The sequence below is a fragment of the Clostridium paridis genome (assembly GCF_016765615.1).
GTDB classification, from domain to species: domain Bacteria; phylum Bacillota; class Clostridia; order Clostridiales; family Clostridiaceae; genus Clostridium_T; species Clostridium_T paridis.
The window spans coordinates 238,569-262,325 of the sequence record NZ_JAESWA010000022.1; the positions used below are offsets into that span (position 1 = coordinate 238,569).

Sequence of the window (23,757 nt, forward strand, 5' to 3'; positions counted from 1 at the left end):
CTATGGCTATAATTGAATGTACAAATCTTACTAAGGATTACAGAAATACTAAAGCACTTGATAATATTTCGTTTACTATTGAAGAAAACACTATAACTGGTCTTATTGGAAGAAATGGGGCTGGAAAAACTACTCTATTAAAAATAATAGCAGGATTTATGAAAAATACCTCTGGCGAAATTTCTGTTTTGGGTAGCAATCCATTTAATTCTCTAAATGTTTCTTCTAATTTATTTTTTGCAAATGATAACATTGAATATCCTGCTTCATTAAATCTATCAGAGCTGTTAGTTGAGATAAGTAAATTTTATTCCAACTGGGACATGTCTCTTGCAAAAGGCCTTTTTGAATACTTTAGACTAAATCCAAAGCAATATCACTCCAAGCTTTCAAAAGGTCAAAGAAGTACTTTTAATGTAATAGTTGCACTATCTACTCACTCTCCAATAACTATATTTGATGAACCTACAACAGGGATGGATGCCTCTGTTAGAAAAGACTTTTATAGAGCTCTACTTAAAGATTACATTAGTTATCCTCGTACTATTATACTTTCTAGCCATTTACTTTCAGAGATTGAAGATATATTAGAAAATATACTTCTTATAAAGAACGGGACAAAGATACTACATTCATCTGTTGAAGAAATAAAAGAAATGGCAATTTGTCTTAGAGGTGACACTGATTATATACATGAGTTATGTAGAAATAAAGATATTATTTACACTGAAAAGTCAGGCGGGAATCTAACTTCTATAGTAGTAAAGAATGAATTTACTGAAACTGATCTACAAAAAGCTAAAATAAAAGGAGTAGAGATATTTACTGTTTCTGCAGATGATTTATGTGTATATCTGACAAATAGTTCTCAAGGAGGAATTGATGATGTATTTAACAGAAAATAGTTTACTTAATATTGCTAAGAAGCAATACTTTTTTAAACTTAAAACTAATATTGGTTTATTTTTTAGCTTAATAGTAGTACATTTTTTTGCAACTTTTTTGACTATGAATGCCCTAAGAACATCTTCAACAAGTGGTTCAGGTGTGTCAGTTGGTATCTTCTACTATTCAGGAAATGCAATAATTATTTTTACACTAATATGGTCATTCGTTGTTTCATTAACAATCTCAAACCTAAAAAATAAAAATTTGGATTTTTCTTTTATAACTAACAGACTCTCAAGCAATATTTCAAATATCGTATTATTAATTACCCTTGCAATTTATGCTAGTATTACATCTACTTTTTCTAGTAATCTCATTAGAGCTATATTTTATTTTACTAATAAAAATGAAAATATTATACGAGAAGGTTTTATAATAGAGCCTCATGTTATGCTTTTAAATATAATTAGTATTTTATTTTACATTATATTTATAGCTAGCATTGGATACTTTATAGGTTCAGTTAGTAGTATAAATCAAGTATTCACAATAATTTTCACAACAATATCTATTTTAGGTTTATTTTTATTACTTCAGCTTGTTGGTAGTTTAAATAATTCGTCATTATACACTTTAATCACTAAAATAGTACACTTTTACTTTTATGAAAATTCACTTTTACTATTTATACTTAAAACTTTAGTTACCTCAATAGCATTATTTGCTTGTTCTATTTTTATAACTAATAGATTGGAGGTCAAAAAATAATGAGTATTCTTTTTATAATTTTAAATATCCTATTGATTCTACTTTTAGTTATTTTTGTAGTAAAAAAGAACATAGTTCGCTTTTCAATGCCAAATAATATTAAAAAGTACATTATTGCTATTTATTGCGCTACCCTTATTATCGGGACTATACTATTAAATTTTATTCCTACGAAAAACTTTGTAAGTATTAATGAAACAAATGGTCAAATTGAGCAAATTCCGAGTACAGATTATTTCAAAGATCTTGCAAGTAAAGGGCTTTTAAATACAACAGATGCCTATAAGCAAAATCAAAACTTAAGTTTAGATTATACGGATAAAAAGCTTAAGATAACAAATAGTTCTAATAATATAACAATAATATGTAAGATTAAAGATGTGGATGATGGGAAAATTGATATTCAAAATTTTGTAACTAACTGTTCTTTTAATGGTGTTAATATTACTGATAAAATTATGCCATCTAAAATTACATTAAAAAATAACGAATTATCAATCTACGATGATTCAAGCTTTGACATTAAGTTTAGGAAATTTGACTATGATTTTACAACAACCCAGTTTTCAAAAGCTAATTCTGAAAATAGTGATTATCTTTCACCATTTTTTATCATGAAAATTATGTATATACAAATTCCGAAGAACTTACAACTTAATGAATCAAGCATGGAAACACTAGATATTATCAACTAATTTTTCTTTTAAAACAAAAGGTGTATAAAAGACTTTTTTTCTTTTATACACCTATAATTTTATACTAACATTATGTTAATTGTTTATTTAATTTATTGTTAATTGAGCATTTTGATCTAATATATGCCACCAGGTCTTACCTACATTTAGTGGTACTATATTACCTTTTTCATCCTTAAATATTGTTTGAGAATTAAGATCTGCTTTAGACCACGTAACCTTTATTTGTTTTCCATTACTTAGGATAACTCCATCTCCATTACCAACTAAATCTGCATCTAAATAAGGCTCTCCAACTCTTGTTCTATACTTAACATTCTGTATAACTATATTTTTCACTGCTACTGGAACATTATCATCACGATTAAGTGTTGGTTCATTATTCATTGATTTATAATATAAACCATCTTTAAACTGATAACTCGTTGTATAGGATGGATTGAATTTTATAGATACTGCATTTGCTTTATTTAAGGCACTATTATCCCAGAAAGTTTTATCAAATTTAAGTTTTACATTTGATGGTTTTATATAGTTCTTTTCCTTTAGAAGTTTAAGCAAATTTTCTGAACTTGAAAAAAGGCTATGTTCTTGAACTTTAATAGTTTTATCTCTGTAGTAATATGCGCCATTTGTCATTTCATCTAATGCCATAGAGTTTTCTTCTTTAATTCTATCTAGAGCATCATGACTTCCCCCACAATGTGCAAAGGGAACATTATACTCATATGCTAAGTCAATAAAATATGTCCTCATACTTCTAATTGGACCAATCTTTGCTGCCTCATCTTTTTGATATAGTGCTAGACACCTGGTAATGCCTCCTTCTGCCATTAACTCATATACTATATCTGCAGAAGTAAAACCTGCTTGTGGCCTAGCTGGTGATGCATTTTCTATGGACACCATATAAGCTGGTTTTTCAGCTATGTCTTTAGTAACTTCTTCTCCTGTATAAGGAGCATAGTATTTACTTACTGTTTTATCTGAGGAAGCACTTTTACTTGTATCAGCAGCCTTCTTATGACAACCAGTTAATAACATCATTGTACTAAGTGCTATAAGAATTATTATTTTCTTTTTCAATTTCTCAACACCCTTCTTTTAAAACTTTTAATATAATAAAAGGTAATTTAGTAATATTATAACAATTGTTAGAATTACAGTGAAGTTAATTTCCAACTATAATCTATAAGTTTCAGTAACCTTCTTTGAGTATAAAAAATAATATAAAATATATAACCCTTTTAAGGAGCTTTAAATGTGATATATTTTTGTTATAATCCTAGTGAGTGGTTTGGATATAAAGATGACGAAAATCTAAAATATCGAAATTATTTACCAGACTCAGATTTTCGTCAAATGTCTGCAAATAAAACAATAATTGATATATGGAATAGTGTACCAACTCCATCAGTTCCAAAACTCCAATCAGTTACTGTTAATCCTAAAACAACTGCCTTACTTATACTAGATATGCAAAATTCAATTTGCAAAAGCCCTAGATGTATTGCAACACTCCCTAATATTAATAACTTACTTACCACTGCTCGTAAAAATAATATGTTAATTATCTATAGTCTTACACATATAAGCACAGCAAGCGATATATTTAATACTCTTGCTCCAACAAAAAAAGAGCCTATAGTTAAATCTTACGTAGATAAATTTTACAGAACCGACTTGGAAGCATTATTAAGTTCCAATGGAATTAAAACAGTTATTATCACTGGTTATGCCGCAAATGGCGCCGTTCTTCATACAGCTACAGGGGCAGCTTTTCGTGGCTATTCCGTTATACTCCCTGTAGATTGCATTTCTGCTCAAGATCCTTATGCAGAACAATATACCGTATGGCATATGCTTTATAGCCCTGGTGCTAAAAGTCATGTTACATTAACAAAAACAAATTTAATCAGCTTTTAAACTTATGAATTGTTGATATTCGTTACTGTAAATTGCTACTCCTTCTATATCACTTATGTTGCTAGCCATAATATTTTTATAAAGATTTAATAGGTCTTCTTGAGTATCAATTTGCTTAAAATTATCAAACCCTATTGCCTCTAATGTTTTTTGAGTTGGTTTTACTGCTAATGCGAGAAAATATTTACTTTTATTATATTGATTTTCAACCCACATTACGTTGCCCTTACCTAATTCAGCTATCTTAACAGGAATAAATAAAGGAAATTTTATCATGATGATTCCTCCGATTCTCAATATATAATTTAATCTTCAAAGCTTTTCCCTAAGAAGAACATTAAAATATATTTTAGATTCCTATTATTTATTCCATAGTTAAAATATAAAGAGTAGAAAATTCTGTTTTCTACTCTTTAGTAATGATGTATATATTCTTTAGACAACTGCTCCATTATCACATTTATTTCCCCAAGCATCTACTAGATGATCATTTTTATAAATACATATAATTTCACAATTATTTGCGCACTTTGCACACTCTACACCTCTTGTTTCAAAATGCATTTCTGCTATATCAAAATCAAAATTTTGTTCCTTTCCGGAATTTTTAGCTAGCATAGCTACTCCTAAAGCACCCATTAAATGGGCGTATTTATCAACATAAATCTTTTCTCCTGTCTCATCTTCAAATGCTTTTATAACCCCAATATTTTTACTAACCCCTCCTTGGAATACTATAGGCGATTTTATTTTCTTTCCTTTACCTACATTATTAAGATAATTAGTAACAACAGCTTTACATAATCCAGCTATAATATCTTCTTTCTTATGACCTATTTGTGCTTTATGAACTAAATCTGACTCTGCAAATACAGTGCATCTTGCTGCAATTTTTGTTGGATTTTTTGATTGCAAAGCAAACTCTCCAAATTGTTCTACCTGTAATCCAAGTCTTTTTGCTTGAGATGATAAAAATGATCCAGTTCCAGCAGCACATAGTGTATTCATTGCATAATCAACTACTATTCCGTCTTCAATTAATATAATTTTTGAATCTTGACCCCCAATTTCAAAAATTGTTCTTACATCTGGATAAATTGAAAGGGTTCCTATTGCATGTGCTGTAATTTCATTCTTAATAACTTGAGCATTTAAAATAGTCCCTATTAGTTTTCTTGCAGAGCCAGTTGTCCCAACTGCCCTAACTTTAATATTCTTATCTTTAACTTGTTCTTTTAACGAATTAACAACATTCTTAACTGCATTTATAGGATCTCCTTCAGTCCAAAGATACTTTTCTGCAATTATTTTGTTATTTTCATCAATTATTACTCCTTTGGTTGATATTGACCCAATGTCAACTCCTAAATAACCTTTTTGCATTTCTCTTTCTCCCTCTTCATTAAAATCATATCGTTAAAGGCTTCAAGTCTAGTCTTTATTCCTGTTTCTGATGTTTGTGAATCAAAACTAAAGTATAATACTGGTATTTTATAATCATTGCTTATATTTTGTAGCATTGGCATTGCATTAACCTCTGGAGTACATCCAAATGGTTTTACATGAATAATTCCATCATATCCAGCTTCTGCAAGTTCTTTTGTCCTCGCTACGCTATCTGTGCCATCAGCTCCAATTGCATACTTCAAATACTTTCCAGCCATTTTTATTAAATCTTTAGTTTTTGGGTGACTTCTAAAAAGATAAGTAACTGTAATAAATCTAGTTACTTCCATTCCTTTTTTTGCTAATTCCTTTTCAATAAAATAGTTGCTAAATGGCTCCATGATAGTATATAATTCACCAACAATACCTACTCTAATTGGATTTTCAGGTTTGTTAGTCTTAATTTCATTAAATAATATGTTGTATTTTTTATGAACTGCATTTAGCTCCCTAAAATTTTTAATCTTTTTTAAATCCTTTAAGAATTCTTTTTGCAGCTTTTCGAAGCTCCCATCTTTAACTTCAAATCCTATATTTTCTCTGATATATTTTTCTATTTTATCTATCACTCCAACCATCTTTAAAGTTAGTTCGAAATAATATACAAATTTTCTAAAATTAATACTTGGATTTACACTTTTGAATACACCATATACCGATAGCGGATTCAAGTCGTCTGTATTTAAAATACTTATAAAATCAAATTTATATCCTAAATCTCTTAAAATCTGTTCTTGTATTTCTCCATAATAACCAAATCTACATCCTCCTCCTGCTTGAACTAAAAAATTAGCGCCCTTTTCTAAGGCTTCAATATAATTTCCTAAATTATATTTGAATGGAACACAAACAAAATCTGGAGAATATTTCGAACCTAATTCTAATGTTTTTTTAGTTATTGGAGGCGGCGTTAATGACTTCATGTTTAAGGTATTCTTTATTAAAAATTCTATAGCAACATAATAATTTCCGATATGAGGAAAACTAATAATTCTTTCGCTATTATTCATTGGTAATTTCCCTCCTATTTCTTTTTTCTCTTATAATATCAATGAAACTTTCTATTCTAGTATGCATGCCAGCTTCCCCCTCTAACTCATCCAATATTATATTAGTCATTGGTATGCCTTTAATCTTTCTTATACATAATTCATTTACAAGTGAATCTGGTCCGCAAGGGAATGTTGAAATGAAAATAATTCCGTCAATTTTATCTTTATAATATTCAATTGCACCTATTAGTTCCTTATTATATGTCCAATATAATGTATTAGAAATTTCCTTTGATTTTTTAGTAGTCTCTTCCTTGTTTGCAATATCTGCATAAATAGGAACAACATCAAATCCTTCAAGATACTTAATAATTGGATATCCTATTAACTTGTCATAAATATTGTATGGATGTGAGACTATAAGCATCTTAAGCTTATTGGTATCAAGAAGTAATTGTTCCTGCTTTATGGTTTCTTTATGTTCAAAATATTCCTGTGCCTTTTTAGCTTTTAAGTAAGCTTTTAAGACTGATATAGAGCTTTGCCCCATTACTCTTCCCATCTTTAAAAATGCTTTTAATTCTCCTTGATTTTCTTTTACATCAATGTTATATTCCAATAATTTTATATTTTTAAAAGTATTATTTACAATATCATACATAGCATTAAATTTTGTACATACAACTTCTTTTTGTCCAAAACTAACTATTCTAGGTACCAATATATAATCAACCTTATTAATTAGATGATAAACATGCCCCATATAAATTTTTGAAGATAAACAACTTTCATCTATAGAATTATTAATTCCGTCTTTTAAAATTTGTTTATTAGTCTCCGGACTTACTAAAATATCACAATTTAACTCTTTGAAAAATGTCTCCCACAAATTCTTATATTTAAAATATAAGAATGCTCTTGGTATTCCAATTTTTATTTTATTCTCCACGTAATTCATCCTTTCAGTAAATATAACACAATAGTAATCTTCACCAAAATGAATGTATTTTATTCAAGAATTCCTAATATTACTAAATTACATAAGCAAAAAAAAGACACTATGTTTTAATTTAAACATAATGTCTTAATATATTAGGAGACCCTATTGATGTTTCTCTCAATAGCATTATTTATTCTATAACTTTCCTTAATTGAAGGTTCTACATCTAATTTGTCTAAGAATTTATCCCAATCGCTTAAGTGTATCTGTATTGCCCCTTCTGCGAACCTGCTTCTTTCTGCTGAGCCAGCCATAGACGGTCTTTGCGCTAGTAATGCATCATTAAGCTGATTTAATGCCAATAAGTAGTTATGACAAAAAGTTTCTCTTGACACGCCTGATAATGTAGCAAATGATGAATAATAATTCATAACCTCCTTCTGGAGTTGTATTGACGGAATATTAAATAAGGAGCCATACTTTTTAGAGAAATTCATTATTTTATTTGATATATTTTCAAAAATTGCATCACTTAGCTTTGATTTTACTTCACTTGATAGACCATAATGAGTTAACATTATGTCTCCTTTTAACTTAAATTGTCCTAGATATGCTCCTAAATCCTTAGCTGAATGTGTATAAATTCCGTTTCCTATATTACTAATTATTCTTCCAATTCCTTTAATATCATTATAGGTCATTTTTTCTAATTTATTTGAATTCTTAGATTTCAGCGAAGTAATTACATCCAATTTATAGGTGAAATCATTAATATTTTTCCCATAAGTATGAATTATCTCCTGCCAATTGTCTTTATTATTATTTTTTATATTATGAAAAATTTTTCTTTCCTTATTTATAATTTTAATAATGTAATCTTTAAATTCATTTAAATCAAAATCTAATTCATAATAATCTTTTGTCTGTGCTTTATATGAAGGGTCTTCATGTACCCAGCCCAAATCTCCATTAAAAAAGTTTCCGATTCCTTTTGAATACGCCTCTACTAGCTTATCTAATACTTTTCTTGATATGTTGTTTAATCTATTAAGTTTTTCATCTAATTCATACCCAGTATAAGTGACTTTTATTGTATCTCTATAGTAATCTTCTACTACTACAAAATTATTTATGAACTGAGGATCTGTTAGATTTTCTTCTACTTCCAAATTATATGTACAGGAGGTTCTTAATTTATCATCTCCATTTACTATTTTTGCTCCAGTAGCAGATTCAAATAACCCTTTTTCCATAGCTGAATCTGAGAGAATATTTTTCTTTATCTCATCATTAATTTCGTCTGTTTTGGAAATTAGGAACTTAGAGTTAATTGGTGACCTGTCCACATTTTTAAGAGCTTTTAACATGTTGTCAATACTCCTCATATACTCATCAGCATCAAACTCATATGATGGCATCATAGCAATACACATTTTATCACCTCTTCATAAAGTAATATAAATATAATATTTTAAATTATATATTTTTATTTAATTATATATTAGAAAGTTTTTAAACTTATAAATATGTAATGAAAAGTGCTTTTTTTGTAATAACCGTATTATTAAATGTATATTACAATTATAAAATTCTTAAAAATTAATAAAAAATATGTAAAATACTAAAACTAAATTATTGAAAATAAAATGTAATCTATAATTCTACGGAGGTAATGAGAATGAGTGATAACACTACTAATACATTAGATTTAAAACAAACAGTTGGATTCTTTTTATTTGATTGTTTAAAAAAAGAAGGTATTACAGAAATCTTTGGAGTTCCAGGAGATTACAACTTTTCTCTTTTAAATATCTTAGAAAAATATCAATATATAGATTTTATAAACTGTCGAAATGAATTAAACGCTGGATATGCTACAGATTCGTATGCAAGAATTAAGGGAATGGGTGCATTAATAACAACTTTTGGTGTTGGAGAACTAAGCGCTTGTAACGCTATTGCGGGTTCATATTGTGAAAGTGTACCAGTTATTCATATAGTTGGGGCTCCAAAAACCATGGTACAACAAGAACATAAACAAATGCATCATACTTTACTAAATGGAGACTTTGATGTTTTTAGAAAGTTATCTGAAAACATTACGGAATATAATGCTGTAATAACACCTGAAAATGCTACGCTAGAGATACCCTTAGCTATTCAAAAAGCAAAGGAAAATAAAAAGCCTGTTTATTTATTATTCGCAACAGATATTGTAAGTAAGAATGTGGTTAAAAGACCTATAAATTTAGAAGTTAAGAGAACTAATCAAAAAAATTTACAAACTGCTATAAAGCAAATAGAGCAAATGCTTACTGTTGCCAAAAATCCTCTGCTTATTTCAGGAACTTTTGTATCAAGATATAATCTTCAATCTCAAGTTGAACAAATTGTTCAAAAAATGAATTTACCTGTAACAACTATGATTATGGGAAAAGGTTCTTATGATGAAAGTAATAAAAATTACATAGGACTTTATGCAGGCGGTCTTGGAAGTAAGGATGTTCAAAATATTGTTGAAACTTCTGATTGTATTTTGTCAGTTGGTACAAAATGGTCTGACTATAATACAGGCGCTTTCACTGCAATGCTTAATCCTTTAAATATTATTGATATTCAACCCTATTATGTTAAGGTTGGTGTGACAGTATATGAAAATATCCTAATTAAAGATTTGTTAGATGGTCTATTATCAAAAGTTGACATTAAGGTATCTTCATTACCAACTGCCTCTTTCCCATATACAGAAAATCATGCTTCTCTAGGTGATGATATTTCTTCAAAATATTATTACCCAAGATTTCAAAGTATGTTTAAGGAAAATGATGTTATTGTTGCAGACGCAGGTACCTTCCAATTTGGAATTGCAGAATTAAGACTTCCAAAAGGTGCCACCTATATAACACAAGGTGGATGGGGAAGTATAGGTTATGGAACACCTGCTGCCTTTGGCGCTTGTATTGCTGATAGAAATAGAAGAGTCATTTTATTTGTTGGTGATGGTTCAAATCAAATGACTGTTCAAGAATTTAGTTCAATTTTATATACTAATTGTAAACCAATAGTCTTTCTAGTAAACAACAAGGAGTATACCATTGAAAAATATCTTAATATTAATGAAAAACAAACTCATTATAATGATATACCTATATGGGATTATTCAAAGCTCATAGATGCTTTTGGAGGGAATGCTTATACAGCTAAGGTATATACAAATAAAGAGTTAGATGAAGCTATAAAACAAGCTGAATTACAATGTCAAGATAGATTCTGCTTTATTGAAATATATGCCCCTCAAATGGATGCCCCAGAGATAGTGCATAAAATGACTAATGTTCTTGAGCAGATGAAGTCTTAGTTATATATAATATATTTAAAAAGAACTCTAATATATTTTAGAGTTCTCTTTTTGATTTTGAATTAAATATATTAAAATTTCTCAAATTCCTCTTTTATTTCACTTAATATTTGAGTGTAGCTGAGAATCCCTTCTACTTCATCTGGACTTATAGCTTCAGAAACTACAGGAAATTCATCAATGAAATTAAGAATCTTTTTCTCTTTTAACCCCGCTTTTCTCAATGCCTTAACTAAGGAGTCTTTATCCGTAGTCCAAACTTGTACATATTTAAAGGTTGTTATATATATCTCATTTAAAGTATTATCATCATAATAAGCTATTCCAAATTCACTAAATCCATCATTAGATAATTCAAATTGATATTTGCTAAATAACTCGATTATATTTTTTTTATCTGAAATCTTACTTAATGTAGGTTTTTCCCCTTTAAATCCAATTAATCCATAAGCCTTATCTCCTATAATGCTATCAGATAAGCTTATAAATAAACTCCATAGTTTATCAATATCAATATTTATCTCTGTGAAATGCGTAAATTTTTTATCACTTACTTCCACTAACTTGTAACCTTGAACTATATTAGCTGAATCTCTTTTTTTATTTACTTCTTCAACAACATATCCCTTTGGATATTCATCGTATCTTGGTATTCTTATTCCCAGTGGCAGTTTATATATGCCCATATCTTAACCTCCATAATTTATACTTTGCCTTACCCTTATGCTTTATCTTATACCATATTATGGATAATAGTTAAAATATTTTACTAACTAAGTGATAAATTATAAAAAGAACTCTGAAAAGCTCAGAGTTCTCATTAAATTGCTATTAAGTTTATTTTGGACAATTAATTTGCCACATAACTCCAAATTTATCTATTAGCCCACAATGACATGGACTGAAAAATGTTGCAATTGGCTCCATTATAATTTTTGAACCATCTTTCATTTTATTAAATGTTTCTTTAACTTCTTCTGGATTTGATAACTCTACTGTGAAAGATATCTGATTTCCATTTGTAACTTGTGCTGGATTATGGTCAGCAATGTGAATCTTTGTACCTTTTATGTCAACTTGAGCATTCATTATTAAATCCTTTTGCTCAGGACTTCCTGCTCCTACGCTGCCATAAGTAATTAAATAATCAGTAGTAGCTCCAAAAGCTTCACTATAGAACTCAATTGCTTCTTTACTATTTTCCTTCATTACAATACGTGGTGTTATTTTCATAATCAACATCCCCTTTTAATAAATATTTCTATTCCTTATTTCCTGTTTCAACAAAACTTTTTAATGCATTAAGCTTCTTATCCCAGAATCTTTCATAGTATGAAAGCCAATATTTAAGTTCTTTTAATGGTTCAGGTTCAAGCGTATATCTAACTTCTCTCCCTACTTTTTTTGTAGATACAAGTCCTGCTTCTGCTAAAATATTTAAATGTTTAGAAACTGCTGTACGACTTATTGGAAATTGGTTACTTATTGCTGTTACTGGCAATTCCTTGTCAGCTAACAAACTAATTAATTCTCTTCTAGTGGGATCTGCAATTGCTTGAAATACATCATGCTTATGATAAGTATTTACCATTATTATCACCCATTTTTTGTTTTAAACCTTCTGATAAATAACCCCATCCATCATACATAATCTCACGAAGCTGCATATTTTCTTCAGACCAACCAGAGTGAACAAGAGTAAATTCAGTTTTATCATCAATCTCTTTTAGTTCAAATGAAACATATTGATCTAAATTATTACCACTCCATGTAAATCCAAGCTTATATGGAGGATTTAATTCCTTAACTATACAGTGGCATATTCCATCCCAGTCACCTTTAGGTTGTGACTTAAATGTAAACTCATATCCTAATATAGGCTTAAAGTTATTTGGCATAAGCCATGCTTCAAGCCCATCTTTTGTTGCTATCGCATCCCAAACTTTATTTATATTTGCTTCTATTACTACACTACGAACTATATCTGGTAATTTTTCACTTGATTTTTTCACCAAAAATAATACCTCCCTTTTGAAAATTGTGCAACCATTTGGTTTCATAATTATAATATAACACCTTTTGGTTGCATGTCAATATTATTATTTTATTTTCACGTCAATAAAGCAAAAATGGAACAGACTATTACGTTAAATTAGTATATATTATAATTACCACGTGGAATAAAGAGGTGAATTGTATGAAGTATAAAGATTTAATCTTTAATAGTTTTAAATATATAGAAAAAAATATTAAAGAAGTTTTAACAGTTGATATTATAGCAGGTGCCATGGGTTATTCACCCTATCACTTTTCACGCATTTTTAAAGCAGAAGTGGGTGTCTCGCTAATGGAATATGTTAAGGAAAGACGTCTTATTAACGCTTCGAAAGACATATTTTCAGGAAGAAGGATTCTTGATGTATCAACAGAATATGGTTATGAAACACATAGTGGCTTTTCTAAATCATTTAAGAAAAAATTTGGATTTTCTCCTTCTATAATTCACGCTATTTATTTGTCAATTGAATTTTCAGAAACAGGAGGTAATAATTATATGGAAAATAGTGATGAGATTGAAAATAGAACTCTAGAGAAAGCTAATATATTTATAAAAACAACTGAAGATTTTATTGAACCAAATGTTTTATATGATAAATTAATAAATAATGTAATAAAAAACAAACTTTTTAAAGATATAAGTAGGCTTGACAAAGCATACAATATTGCTCTAAATGCACATGATGGACAATTCAGAAAATCTGGTGAGCCCTATATTGTCCACCCTTTATCAGTTGCTATTATACTTTCAGAAATGGGAGCAGAAGAAACTACAATAATTGCTGGATTATTGCATGACATAATTGAAACAGATTCTTCAATTACATTAGAAGATATCGAGAAAAGCTTTTCCAAAGAAATATCAGATATAATCTGTGAAGTATCCAAGTTTATGAATTTTAATATTGAAGAGTTTCTTAAAAATTCTACTAATAAAGATGAGGTTATATTAATAAAATTAGCTGATCGCCTCCACAATATGCGTACAATAAAATACATGGAACCTGAAAGATGGACTGAAAAGGCTAAGGAGACCTTAGAGATTTTTTCTCCTCTAGCTGCTAAACTTCGTATTTCAAAAATAAAAGCTGAACTGGATGATTTATCATTAAAGTATATGTAACATAGAATAAAGGAGGGTTTTAACCTCCTTTATCTTATAAATTCATATAGATAATTATTATATTCCTCTGTGGCACTTGTTAATTTAAAGTTGCATTTATTTAGTACCTTATTTGAACCTATATTAGTCTTTAATACCTTACATGCAGTAATTCCTGTAGTTTCTGAATAACCTGAAGCCCAATCTAATAGCATATTAAGTGCTTCTGTCATATATCCAAACCTTCTATAATTTGATGAAATGCTATATCCTACCTCCGATAGTCCTTTTTCATCTGGTATTCCTTTGAACCCAATAAATCCAATTCCATTTTTGTTTGCTTTATTTATAATTAACCAATAAGTATACCATTCATGAAGATTAACATTAATATTTTTCATTTTATCTATTTTTTTAGCTATTGCAATTCTTGTTTTATCTAAAAGAGCGTCTTCTATATTAAATTGAAGCTTAGAATATTCTTTCTTTTCTATATACACTAATTCTTTAATTGTTAAAGGTATTAATTTTAATCTTTCTGACTCTACTCCTAATTTATTCAATGTTATCCTCCTAATATTTAATCAATAGTTAAATTATACCACTATGTTAAAATCACTCAATAACTAGGAAAGGGCCTATAGCATTAACAGTAAAAAAATACTGGTGCCACAGCCCTATTTTCTTTAAAGCTTCTTGTATGTGTTTTTTAGTAACAATGCATCCTTTTCTACCAAAGGACCTTCTAAAATTACGCAACCTTTTGCATTAAAATCTTTTAATGCTTTTAAACACTCAATGTAATTAAAATCGCTCTCTAATACTGGAAGATGATTTCTCTCTCCTTTAATATTATAATTAATTCCACCCATGTGTATATGAATATCTTCTATCGCATCTTTTCCTAATTCATTTAATACATATTGGAGTATATTAGCGAAATCCCTATAAGTCTTTAAACTACCATTTTCTCGTGCATGGATATGAGCAAAGTCTATACATAATTTACAGTGTTCTATCTCTTTGCATAGAGAAACTAATTCCTCAAGACTTCCAAATTGACTAGGCTTTCCAGTTGTCTCTAACCGATAATCCACGCCTTTATAAGGAAGCTTTAATAAATTTTCTTTTATAGTTCTATATGCTTCTTCTCTTGAATCTTTTAGATAAAAGCCTGGATGAAAAATCAAGCTTCTACCTTTGACTTTTAATAGGCCTTCCATTGCTTTAATTATCCTATCAACTGATTGCTCTTGCTTTTCAATTTCATCAGCATTCAAATTGATGTAATGTGATCCGTGAGCCGATAAATAAATACCATTTTCTATCTTAGTTTTTAATATCTCATCTCTATTTTTATCTGTGACATTTACGTTTCTTACAAAAAGAAGTTCCATAGCATCTAGTCCAATTGACTTAATATATTCCATACCTGAAGAATAATTAAATCTCTTTTTACCATCGCCAATTGGAAGTCCAGATATTCCAAATAAAAGCTTATCCATACTCTTCTTCCTTCGTTAATATAAATTAGTGCTGTATTATTTTAGTTTTTCAATTCTCCACCATATTAATTCATCATCTTCTTTAAATATAAATGCGCCAAGATTTCTTAACACTCTATGTGATGCAATATTACCTTTATCTGTATCTGCGATAACTGCATTAACTTTAGGATTTTCAAACATCCAATTTACGAGTCCATTTACTGCTTCAGTTGCGTATTTATTTCTTCTATATTCCTCTTCATCAATGCCATAACCTATAATTACTTCTCCTATTTCATTAGGGACTCCTTTAACTATTACAAAACCGATAATCTTATTATCTTCTTTATGAATAATAGCCCAACAGGTTAGCCATAAATAATTTTTAGGATCCTCTAATATCCTTTTAAGTCTAATCTCCATTGCATATTTAAGAATTTTAATTAACTCTTGCCTTGCAATATTTAACCCTAAATCAAGCTGCATTCTTTTATAATCCTTTATTGCAAGTTCTAAATACTTTGCTTGTAAAGGAAATAAATATAACCTTTCAGTCTCTAAGTTATTCTCATTAAGTTCTTTTAATTCATAATTCATTTATATAGCCTCCGAATAATTAATTTTGGGCAAAATAATACCCTGAAATAGTTTCTTAACTACTCCAAGGCTATACATTACTTATTTTAATTACCTATATGAATGTATGATTAATAGCACCTATTTGGAGTAGTTTTTATTAATGATTTGATTTCTAATACATTTGTTATTTTTAACATGGCAACCACTCCTTTCATTGTTTACAAAAAATAGTATATCATAAATTTATTAATATACATAGCTAATATTTACAATTTTTCATTTAAAAGAACCATATGAATATGATCTTCCCACTTACCATTAATTCTTAAATATTTATAAGCTAATCCCTCACTATAAAATCCTAACTTTTCAACTACTCTTAGGGAGGGTAAATTCTTAGGCATTATATTAGCTTCAATTCTATGAAGTCCACCTTCATTAAACATAATACTGATTCCTTTTCTAATTGCTTCAGTCATATATCCTTGATTTATTTCGTCTTTATCTAATTTATAGCCTAGGAAGCATGAAAGAAAACCACCTCTTACAATGTTATTAAATCCTATTGATCCAATTATTCTGTTTTCTTCACCTTTTTTAAAGATCCACAATCTAAAAGAGCTTCCTTTTTTGATTTCCTCTAATTCCTTATCTATAGCTGTCTCTTGATACTCTTTTTCATAGAATTGATTATTCTTAATTGGTTCCCATTCCTCTAGAAAATCTTTATTTCTCAAGTAATAATCTATTACATTTTCTGCATTGCTTTTATCAATAACTTTTAAAATAAGTCTTTCTGTTTCATAATACTTTTTCATATATATCCTCCTTTGATATAATTGAACATTAAAATGCCTTGATATACCGCACTAACTATATCAAGGCAATAATACTCTTTATAATTGCTTATGAAAATATATTTATTCTACCTTCACAGATATTAATCTTATTTGTTCTTTTGCTTCATTAACTTGATAAATCTCATTCCCATGATTAATAACAAACTCAAGTTTCTCTTTAGCACCTTCTAGCATGCCTTCTTTTATATCAATTAATGATAACTTATATATTATAACAATTTTGTTTAATTTAGATGATACATTAAGTAATGCTTCTTGGAAAAGCTCTCTCGACTCTTTAAAATCATTATTATAGAACGCTAAATCCCCTTTAAGAACAATGATTTTTATTTGATTATTTATTTTTTCAGCAACAGAATATTTCTTATTATCAGTTATTTTTTCTGCTGTACTTTTAGCCTTCAAAAATTCATCAATATTCCCTAATGAGTAATAGCAATCAGCTAAATATACATAATAGTTAAGCAAATCTTGCTTTCTAAGTTTTTTAGTATCAATTTTTCCTGACAAAAGTAATTCTAAAGCCCCATTAAAATTTCCTGAATATATAGAGCCATATATCATCTCAAATAATATTTTCTCTCTATAAACTTTTTTACGTTCACTTCTATATACCCCATTCATAATTTCAAAATATTTTTTTGCAGCACATTCTTCTAAAAGTATTCTCTTTAATAGTAGGATTCTTATATATTTTATACTTATTTTTAAAACTGCAATTATTATTCCGGAAATTAGACTTAATTTAATTATATGAGTAAATACTGGGAATGTGAACTCAATAGGTGTTTTAAGCACTGCTATAATGGCCACACATATTATTACAATTAAAAATACACCATTAATTATATAATTTCCTCTTTTGTATTTAGCAATTATAGAGCTAACAATTATCTGCTTTTTTATTTCTATTTCATTCATTACTTTAACCTCACCTCCAGATTCTACCACTATAAATTATAACATATATAAAAGATTTTTTATTTTCAATAAGTCCAAACTCCAGAAGTTTTCTTGTAATCTTAGGAACTGTTCCTTTTGTAACATTCATGTTTTTTGAAATATTAATAGTATTTATATATAAAAAGGAGGTTTTGCTTGCAACAGTTGCAAACAAAGCCTCCCAATTTATATAATTTATTGAGATATGAAATCAAATGCTTCCCATCCACTAGCGGAATCTCTATTTGCAATTAATGGGTTATTTCCATAATTATCAGCACATACATATTTATTATTAATTACTGCTTTTAATGCCTTCTTGCCATCTGGTAAAGTTTCTACATGAAAAGTTTCCCATGTACCTATTGCATCTTTATTGGCAATTAATGGGCTATTACCATAGTTATCTGTACATACATATTTATTATTAGCTAATGATCTTAATGCTATATTTCCATTTCCAAGATCTATTTGCTCAAATTGTTCCCATAAACTTGGTGCTGTTCTATTAGCGATAAGTGCGCTGTCCCCTCCATTTTCAGCTGTTACATATTGACCATTTGCAGCTGCTTTTAGTGAAACTATATTATATCCATTAGCTCTTTGATATACATGAACATAATCTATTAAATATTTTTGTGGGAATACTGTTGAAGCATCAGGATAGCCTGGCCATCCTCCACCTACAGCTAAGTTCATTAAGATGAAGAATGGTTGGTTAAATACCCACTCATTGCCCCCAACATCTTTTGGAGTTCTAGTTTCATAAAGATTACCATCTACATACCATTTAATTACGCTTGGTTCAAATTCAACTGCATAAGTATGATAATCGTTGCTAAAAGCAGTTGAATTAGTATATGCTGCACCAATTCCTTTATCAGCAGAGTACCCAGGCCCATGAATTGTACCATGTACAACATTAGGTTCTTTACCTATATTCTCCATGATATCAATTTCTCCGCAATTAGGCCATCCTTTATTAGGTTGATCAATGTTGCTTCCTAGCATCCAAAATGCTGGCCAAATTCCTTGACCATATGGAATTTTTGCTCTCATCTCAACTCTACCATACTTAAAATTAAAGGTATTCTTTGTCAATATTCGTGCTGATGTATATTGAGCGCCATTATAATTTTCTTTGTTAGCTTGTATTACTAAATTACCACCTTGAATATATGCATTTTGAGGTCTATCAGTATAGTATTCTAGTTCATTATTTCCCCAACCTCCTGCACCAATATCAAAGCCCCATTTAGTTCTATCTATAGGGGTTCCATCAGGAACATTAAAATCATCTCCCCATACTTGAACCCATTTGTCAGTTATAGAAGCCTTTGCTGGAATTGTATTTACTGATGCTCCAATAACTAAAGCCGAAAGTACAGTAGCAATTATTAATTTCTTCTTAATCATAATACCCCTCCTTAATTCTACTTAACTGTAATTACGTCAAACTCTTCCCAGCCACTTACAGTTGTTCTATTTACCATTAAAGGATCATTTCCATAGTTTTCAGCACACACATATTGATTATTTGCCATAGATTTTATTGCTATTTTTCCATCTGGCTGAGTTATAAGCTGGAATGCTTCCCAAGCCCCTCCTACTGATGCTCTATTAGCAATTAGTGTACTTCCTCCTCCGTTTTGTGCAGAAACATATTGATTATTTGCAAGGGATTTAAATGCAACAGTACCATTTCCTAAATCAACTTGTTCGAATTCTTCCCAAGCATCATAGCTATCTCTATTGGCTATTAGTGGATTATTTCCATAATTATCGGCACATACATATTTACTGTTTACAGCAGCCTTTATCGCTATAATTTTTGAAGGAGTTGGATTTGGATTTGAACTTCCTAAGTCATTCCAAATCTGCGCTAATAGTTGTCCATTATCTTGGCTATACTCCCAGAACATAGCTCCACCTAATCCTTTACTCTTAATAAAGGAATCTTTTACAGCAATAGATTGTGGATCTTCATAGGTTACTGCAAACTTTCCATTTTGAGTTAAATATGGAGCTTGCGCTGCTGAATCCCATTGTCTAACATATCCATTTTTATTTATATAATTATTTACTAGCTCTGTATAGGTTGGCCATCCACCTGATGTAGTTCTACCATAGAAAGGCATACCAAGATTTAACTTAGCTGCTGGAACTCCAGCATTCAAATAATTATTTACAACAGTTTCGCAGCTATACCCTGATGTTGCTAAGCTTGAATTATAAGTATTGGAATTTAATGTGTTTCCATTTGTGAAGTCATAGGTCATTAAATTTATATAGTCTACTATATTTTTTACATTTCCTATTTCAATCCATGAATTTACATAATCATAAGAGGCTCCAGCTGCAATAGATAAGATTTTACCAGTACCAATAGAGTTTCTAATTGCTTGAAGTAATAGAGTGAAATTCTGCTTATCTGAAGGACTTCTAGCTATTATTCCTCCACCACCATCTACTGGGTATTCCCAATCTATATCTATACCATCTAAACCATATTGATTTACATAATTAAGACAGCTTTGGGCAAAAGCACTTCTGCCAGCTGCAGTAGATGCTGCTTGGGAAAATCCATCCATTCCCCATCCACCTACTGATAATATAACTTTTAAGTTTGGATTCTTTGATTTTAACCCTGTTAGAGTTCTTAAATCTGAAGTATTATCAACCTTTATTGTATGATCAGAATTAATTGAAGCAAAAGCATAGTTAATGTGCGTTAGCTTTGAAACATCCATACTACTACTTGGAGATCCATAAATATATCCAATGACTTTATAGTTAGTAGCAGCAGATGCCTTTACATTAGGATTAACCCCTAAGGCTAGTAAAAGTGTAAAAATACTTGCTATAAAACTTGAAGCTATTTTCTTTTTCATTTTCCCATCTCCTTTTTAATAATATTTAGCTTGTCCAAAAAAATTAGTATGAGAATTTAATCACCTCCAATATATTTATTTCAATGGATATTTAATTGAATAGCAATTAATATGCCAAAACTAAATTATGTCTTGTACGTATTTGTTTTTTTCCTCATCGTTAAAATTTCATCTTTTACTAACTAGTGTTTTATTTATATAGTTGTGTTTTATCTTTTAGGCAATAGTGTTTTGTTATTAATAATGAAAAAACCTCAAATATTAAACACAAAATTTAAAGTGTTTAATATTTGAGGTTTCTTATATTTTAAATATATAAATTAAGATCATAACAATAGATTAAAAATATTGAAAGAATCGAAATATCTTCTTCTGAAATTATCACTCCATATATATCTTCAATTACTTTAACGTTTTCTGTTACTATCGTAAACTCCTCTTCGTGTTTTAAAATTATATCATTTATATAACTACTTATGAAACCCTCCTTAATATTCTCCTTGTTAATTATATTATCAAAATGTATAACGATAGCTCTATAGAAATCTTCATCTAATACCCTATTAAAGTTTTTCTCGCAAAGTTCTACAAATTTATAAGCCGCTTTAATACATATTGGATCACAAATATTCATAATATCCATTTCATTAAATTTCATTTCTATGCTTTCTATAAAACTCCTTATATAGCCATTTAGATTATACTCAACCAAAAACTTTATTTCATAAAAATCCTTTCCTTTACTTATTAGCTGATTTATTTTTAATTCAATTAATTTATTAAAATCAGGTTTTACAAATGTAGTTTTGGGTAAAAAGTCATCATCTTTAGGATTAAACACACAATATCTTCCAAGAGTAGTTTGTATACCTTCCAATATAATTTCGTATTCTATATTTTTATATAACCCCTCTCTAATATTGTCTTGGAGATCAGTGCTGTTAATTTTTATTGCTTCTCTTCTTTCTGATATAAACTGTAAGTATGCTTTTGCGCATATTAGTTTAATATCATTTCTTAGTTGTCCAATATTGTGATTACACCTGTATGCTAATAGTGCTCTTAAAGCATTGATTGATACTATTATTTCACTATTAAATTTAACTGCTTCTTCTCTAAAAAACTTGATGATTAATCCAAACCGTTCCTCATATGTTCTATGTGCAAGATCTGGCAATGTCAGTATCATTGGAAATCTTCTTATAAATGTTCTAAGAAGAGTTGAATCTGGGTTTTCTGTTGTTGCAGCAACAATTATTACCTTTGCTTCTCTCTCTTCATCTGTTTCTCCAAGTCTTCTAAATAATCCTTTATCCATAAAAGCAAAAAACATCTCTTGCCCTTCAGGTGGTAGTCTATGTACTTCATCAAGAAATAAAATTCCGCCATTTGCTTTTTCAATAAGTCCAACTTTATCTAAATCAGCTCCTGTGAAAGACCCCCTACTTACACCAAATAATTGACTTATTAATAATTGAGGATTATTTGCATAATCAGCACAATTAAAGGTTATAATATTCGAATCCTTGTCCATCTTACCCATTTCAATGGCATAGCCATGAAGTAAATCTGCAAACATTGATTTACCTACACCTGTCTCTCCGAAAATAAGCATATGCATTCCATTGGGAGGATATAATATGGCTGCTTTAGCTTGTTGTACTGCTGAATATAAGCTTGGATTATTTCTTGCAAATTTATCAAAAACTGTAACGTGTTTTATGTTATTCTTCTTATGAATTGGGCTATATAACACTGGCCTTCCTTTTGTTTTACTCACTCTTCCAAATTCAAATAGTCTATTAAGGTCATTGCTTACATTTGCACGACTTAGGTTTAAATCCTCTGCAATTTCAAAAGCACTTACTCCACTACCACTATAAAGTTCTTGTAATTTTTCATAGACAGCCTCCAGCCTTCTCATAAAATTCACCCCTGTAGCATTAATAATAGATATTAAAATTTATATACTCAGACAAAGTGTAAAAACTCGAATACTTATGAAATTTATTATATTTTATACAATTTTATAATAATTTGTATATATTTACAATATATTTTTATTTTTTTACAATTAGTAATTTAACTAAATTTTTTCTTTAATTAAAAAGTCACTTACTACTAATAATAAGTGACCTTTACTAAAACTTTCCTATGAAATATATTCTTTATTTATTCCCACTGCATGCTTTAAAAACTGAACCTATTCTCTCATCTAGTTTAAAATATCCTAAATCCATCATAATTATAGGGTCCACTTTTAATGCATTTGGCTTTCCACTATCTAAACATTCTTCCTTTGCATATACAGATACTATTTCACCTATAAACATAATAAAATCAAACATTGGAATGGTCTGTATTACTTTGCATAAATAGTTTACAGGACATTCTTCTATCATAGGTGCTTTTCCATTTTCATCATAAAAGGATTTAAATATATTAGATTTATCAGTTTTATTTCCAGTAATCGTGCCACATAAATCTGTCTTTTCTATTAAATCTGATGATGGTATATTTACACTAAAGTAACCACTTTCTATTACACCTTTGGTTGTGTAATGCGAATTCTTCAATGATATATATAGAACTGGCTTTTGACTTACTACGCCATAAGCTCCAATAGTTGCATAGTTAGGTTTCCCGTCAACTTCTGCTCCTGCCAAAACTGTGATATATGGTCCAAAAGGGATATTGGAAATCTTCTTTTTATTCATATCTTCTCTCCTAACATATAATTTATTTGTTGCAACATGAAAAATTATACGATAGAAAAATAATAATTTATAGACTTTTTCTTTTAAATTTATTATCATATAGATAGG

General features: G+C 29.1%; 25 protein-coding genes. 6 read left to right on the forward strand and 19 right to left on the reverse strand.

Features of this window, described 5'->3' with window-relative positions; translation table 11 throughout:
• Positions 1 to 2: 2 nt before the first annotated feature.
• The 3 genes from JK634_RS08825 to JK634_RS08835 are packed head-to-tail and all read left to right on the forward strand — an operon-like array spanning position 3 to position 2,351.
• Positions 3 to 905: an ABC transporter ATP-binding protein gene (locus JK634_RS08825; RefSeq protein WP_202767283.1), complete on the forward strand. Its 903-nt coding sequence runs from the start codon at positions 3 to 5 to the stop codon at positions 903 to 905.
• Positions 883 to 1,656, forward strand: coding sequence for a hypothetical protein (locus JK634_RS08830; RefSeq protein WP_202767284.1), 774 nt, complete (start codon positions 883 to 885; stop codon positions 1,654 to 1,656). Before JK634_RS08825 ends, JK634_RS08830 begins: the two co-directional genes overlap by 23 nt.
• Positions 1,656 to 2,351: a hypothetical protein gene (locus tag JK634_RS08835; protein ID WP_202767285.1), complete on the forward strand. Its 696-nt coding sequence runs from the start codon at positions 1,656 to 1,658 to the stop codon at positions 2,349 to 2,351. Before JK634_RS08830 ends, JK634_RS08835 begins: the two co-directional genes overlap by 1 nt.
• Positions 2,352 to 2,438: 87 nt before the next feature.
• On the opposite strand, the gene JK634_RS08840 is transcribed toward JK634_RS08835, so the two are convergent.
• Positions 2,439 to 3,437, reverse strand: coding sequence for a DUF3048 domain-containing protein (locus JK634_RS08840; protein ID WP_202767286.1), 999 nt, complete (start codon positions 3,435 to 3,437; stop codon positions 2,439 to 2,441).
• Positions 3,438 to 3,614: 177 nt separating this feature from the next.
• Here JK634_RS08840 and JK634_RS08845 point away from each other — a divergent pair, with 177 nt between their 5' ends.
• Positions 3,615 to 4,277: a cysteine hydrolase family protein gene (locus JK634_RS08845; RefSeq protein ID WP_338031223.1), complete on the forward strand. Its 663-nt coding sequence runs from the start codon at positions 3,615 to 3,617 to the stop codon at positions 4,275 to 4,277.
• Here the strand turns inward: JK634_RS08845 and JK634_RS08850 are convergent.
• The 5 genes from JK634_RS08850 to JK634_RS08870 all read right to left on the reverse strand — a co-directional run bounded on the left by JK634_RS08850 (position 4,263) and on the right by JK634_RS08870 (position 9,088).
• The gene (locus JK634_RS08850) at positions 4,263 to 4,553 is read right to left on the reverse strand and encodes a hypothetical protein (RefSeq protein ID WP_202767287.1); all 291 of its coding nucleotides are present in this window, start codon (positions 4,551 to 4,553) and stop codon (positions 4,263 to 4,265) included. The two genes, JK634_RS08845 and JK634_RS08850, sit on opposite strands and share 15 nt — an antisense overlap.
• A 159-nt stretch (positions 4,554 to 4,712) precedes the next feature.
• Entirely contained in the window at positions 4,713 to 5,660 is a 948-nt protein-coding gene (locus JK634_RS08855) for an acyl-CoA dehydratase activase (RefSeq protein ID WP_202767288.1), read from the reverse strand.
• On the reverse strand, positions 5,642 to 6,733 hold the full coding sequence (locus tag JK634_RS08860) for a 2-hydroxyacyl-CoA dehydratase (protein ID WP_202767289.1): 1,092 nt from the start codon (positions 6,731 to 6,733) through the stop codon (positions 5,642 to 5,644). Before JK634_RS08860 ends, JK634_RS08855 begins: the two co-directional genes overlap by 19 nt.
• Entirely contained in the window at positions 6,726 to 7,664 is a 939-nt protein-coding gene (locus tag JK634_RS08865; protein ID WP_202767290.1) for an acyl-CoA dehydratase activase-related protein, read from the reverse strand. The genes JK634_RS08860 and JK634_RS08865 overlap by 8 nt, the downstream gene beginning before the upstream one ends.
• Positions 7,665 to 7,807: 143 nt before the next feature.
• Positions 7,808 to 9,088: a hypothetical protein gene (locus JK634_RS08870; RefSeq protein WP_202767291.1), complete on the reverse strand. Its 1,281-nt coding sequence runs from the start codon at positions 9,086 to 9,088 to the stop codon at positions 7,808 to 7,810.
• Positions 9,089 to 9,333: 245 nt separating this feature from the next.
• Here JK634_RS08870 and JK634_RS08875 point away from each other — a divergent pair, with 245 nt between their 5' ends.
• Positions 9,334 to 11,013, forward strand: a complete 1,680-nt coding sequence (locus JK634_RS08875; RefSeq protein ID WP_202767292.1) for an alpha-keto acid decarboxylase family protein — start codon at positions 9,334 to 9,336, stop codon at positions 11,011 to 11,013.
• Positions 11,014 to 11,084: 71 nt separating this feature from the next.
• On the opposite strand, the gene JK634_RS08880 is transcribed toward JK634_RS08875, so the two are convergent.
• From JK634_RS08880 to JK634_RS08895, 4 genes are all read right to left on the reverse strand, one after another.
• A complete protein-coding gene (locus tag JK634_RS08880) occupies positions 11,085 to 11,699 on the reverse strand; it encodes a hypothetical protein (protein WP_202767293.1) in 615 nt (204 codons plus the stop codon).
• A 151-nt stretch (positions 11,700 to 11,850) separates the two neighbouring features.
• Positions 11,851 to 12,246: a VOC family protein gene (locus JK634_RS08885; RefSeq protein WP_202767294.1), complete on the reverse strand. Its 396-nt coding sequence runs from the start codon at positions 12,244 to 12,246 to the stop codon at positions 11,851 to 11,853.
• A gap of 28 nt (positions 12,247 to 12,274) precedes the next feature.
• Entirely contained in the window at positions 12,275 to 12,604 is a 330-nt protein-coding gene (locus tag JK634_RS08890) for an ArsR/SmtB family transcription factor (RefSeq protein ID WP_202767295.1), read from the reverse strand.
• Positions 12,585 to 13,025, reverse strand: a complete 441-nt coding sequence (locus JK634_RS08895) for an SRPBCC family protein (protein WP_338031229.1) — start codon at positions 13,023 to 13,025, stop codon at positions 12,585 to 12,587. The genes JK634_RS08890 and JK634_RS08895 overlap by 20 nt, the downstream gene beginning before the upstream one ends.
• A gap of 185 nt (positions 13,026 to 13,210) precedes the next feature.
• On the opposite strand from JK634_RS08895, the gene JK634_RS08900 reads away from it, so the two are divergent.
• Entirely contained in the window at positions 13,211 to 14,194 is a 984-nt protein-coding gene (locus tag JK634_RS08900; RefSeq protein ID WP_202767297.1) for a helix-turn-helix transcriptional regulator, read from the forward strand.
• A gap of 29 nt (positions 14,195 to 14,223) precedes the next feature.
• On the opposite strand, the gene JK634_RS08905 is transcribed toward JK634_RS08900, so the two are convergent.
• The 9 genes from JK634_RS08905 to JK634_RS08945 all read right to left on the reverse strand — a co-directional run bounded on the left by JK634_RS08905 (position 14,224) and on the right by JK634_RS08945 (position 23,649).
• A complete protein-coding gene (locus JK634_RS08905; protein ID WP_202767298.1) occupies positions 14,224 to 14,736 on the reverse strand; it encodes a GNAT family N-acetyltransferase in 513 nt (170 codons plus the stop codon).
• A 123-nt stretch (positions 14,737 to 14,859) separates the two neighbouring features.
• Positions 14,860 to 15,678: a TIM barrel protein gene (locus JK634_RS08910; RefSeq protein ID WP_202767299.1), complete on the reverse strand. Its 819-nt coding sequence runs from the start codon at positions 15,676 to 15,678 to the stop codon at positions 14,860 to 14,862.
• A gap of 36 nt (positions 15,679 to 15,714) precedes the next feature.
• Complete coding sequence (locus JK634_RS08915) at positions 15,715 to 16,257, reverse strand: GNAT family N-acetyltransferase (protein ID WP_202767300.1); 543 nt, start codon at positions 16,255 to 16,257, stop codon at positions 15,715 to 15,717.
• A gap of 248 nt (positions 16,258 to 16,505) precedes the next feature.
• Positions 16,506 to 17,057, reverse strand: coding sequence for a GNAT family N-acetyltransferase (locus JK634_RS08920; protein ID WP_202767301.1), 552 nt, complete (start codon positions 17,055 to 17,057; stop codon positions 16,506 to 16,508).
• Positions 17,058 to 17,159: 102 nt separating this feature from the next.
• A complete protein-coding gene (locus JK634_RS08925) occupies positions 17,160 to 18,020 on the reverse strand; it encodes a hypothetical protein (protein ID WP_202767302.1) in 861 nt (286 codons plus the stop codon).
• Between the two features lie 216 nt (positions 18,021 to 18,236).
• The gene (locus JK634_RS08930; protein ID WP_202767303.1) at positions 18,237 to 19,457 is read right to left on the reverse strand and encodes a family 16 glycosylhydrolase; all 1,221 of its coding nucleotides are present in this window, start codon (positions 19,455 to 19,457) and stop codon (positions 18,237 to 18,239) included.
• A 17-nt stretch (positions 19,458 to 19,474) separates the two neighbouring features.
• Positions 19,475 to 20,932, reverse strand: coding sequence for a glycosyl hydrolase family 18 protein (locus JK634_RS08935; protein WP_202767304.1), 1,458 nt, complete (start codon positions 20,930 to 20,932; stop codon positions 19,475 to 19,477).
• A 307-nt stretch (positions 20,933 to 21,239) separates the two neighbouring features.
• Positions 21,240 to 22,856 carry a sigma 54-interacting transcriptional regulator gene (locus tag JK634_RS08940; protein ID WP_202767305.1) on the reverse strand — a complete coding sequence of 539 codons (1,617 nt, stop codon included), beginning with the start codon at positions 22,854 to 22,856 and terminating at the stop codon, positions 21,240 to 21,242.
• Between the two features lie 244 nt (positions 22,857 to 23,100).
• Entirely contained in the window at positions 23,101 to 23,649 is a 549-nt protein-coding gene (locus JK634_RS08945; RefSeq protein ID WP_202767306.1) for a flavin reductase family protein, read from the reverse strand.
• Positions 23,650 to 23,757: the final 108 nt, after the last annotated feature.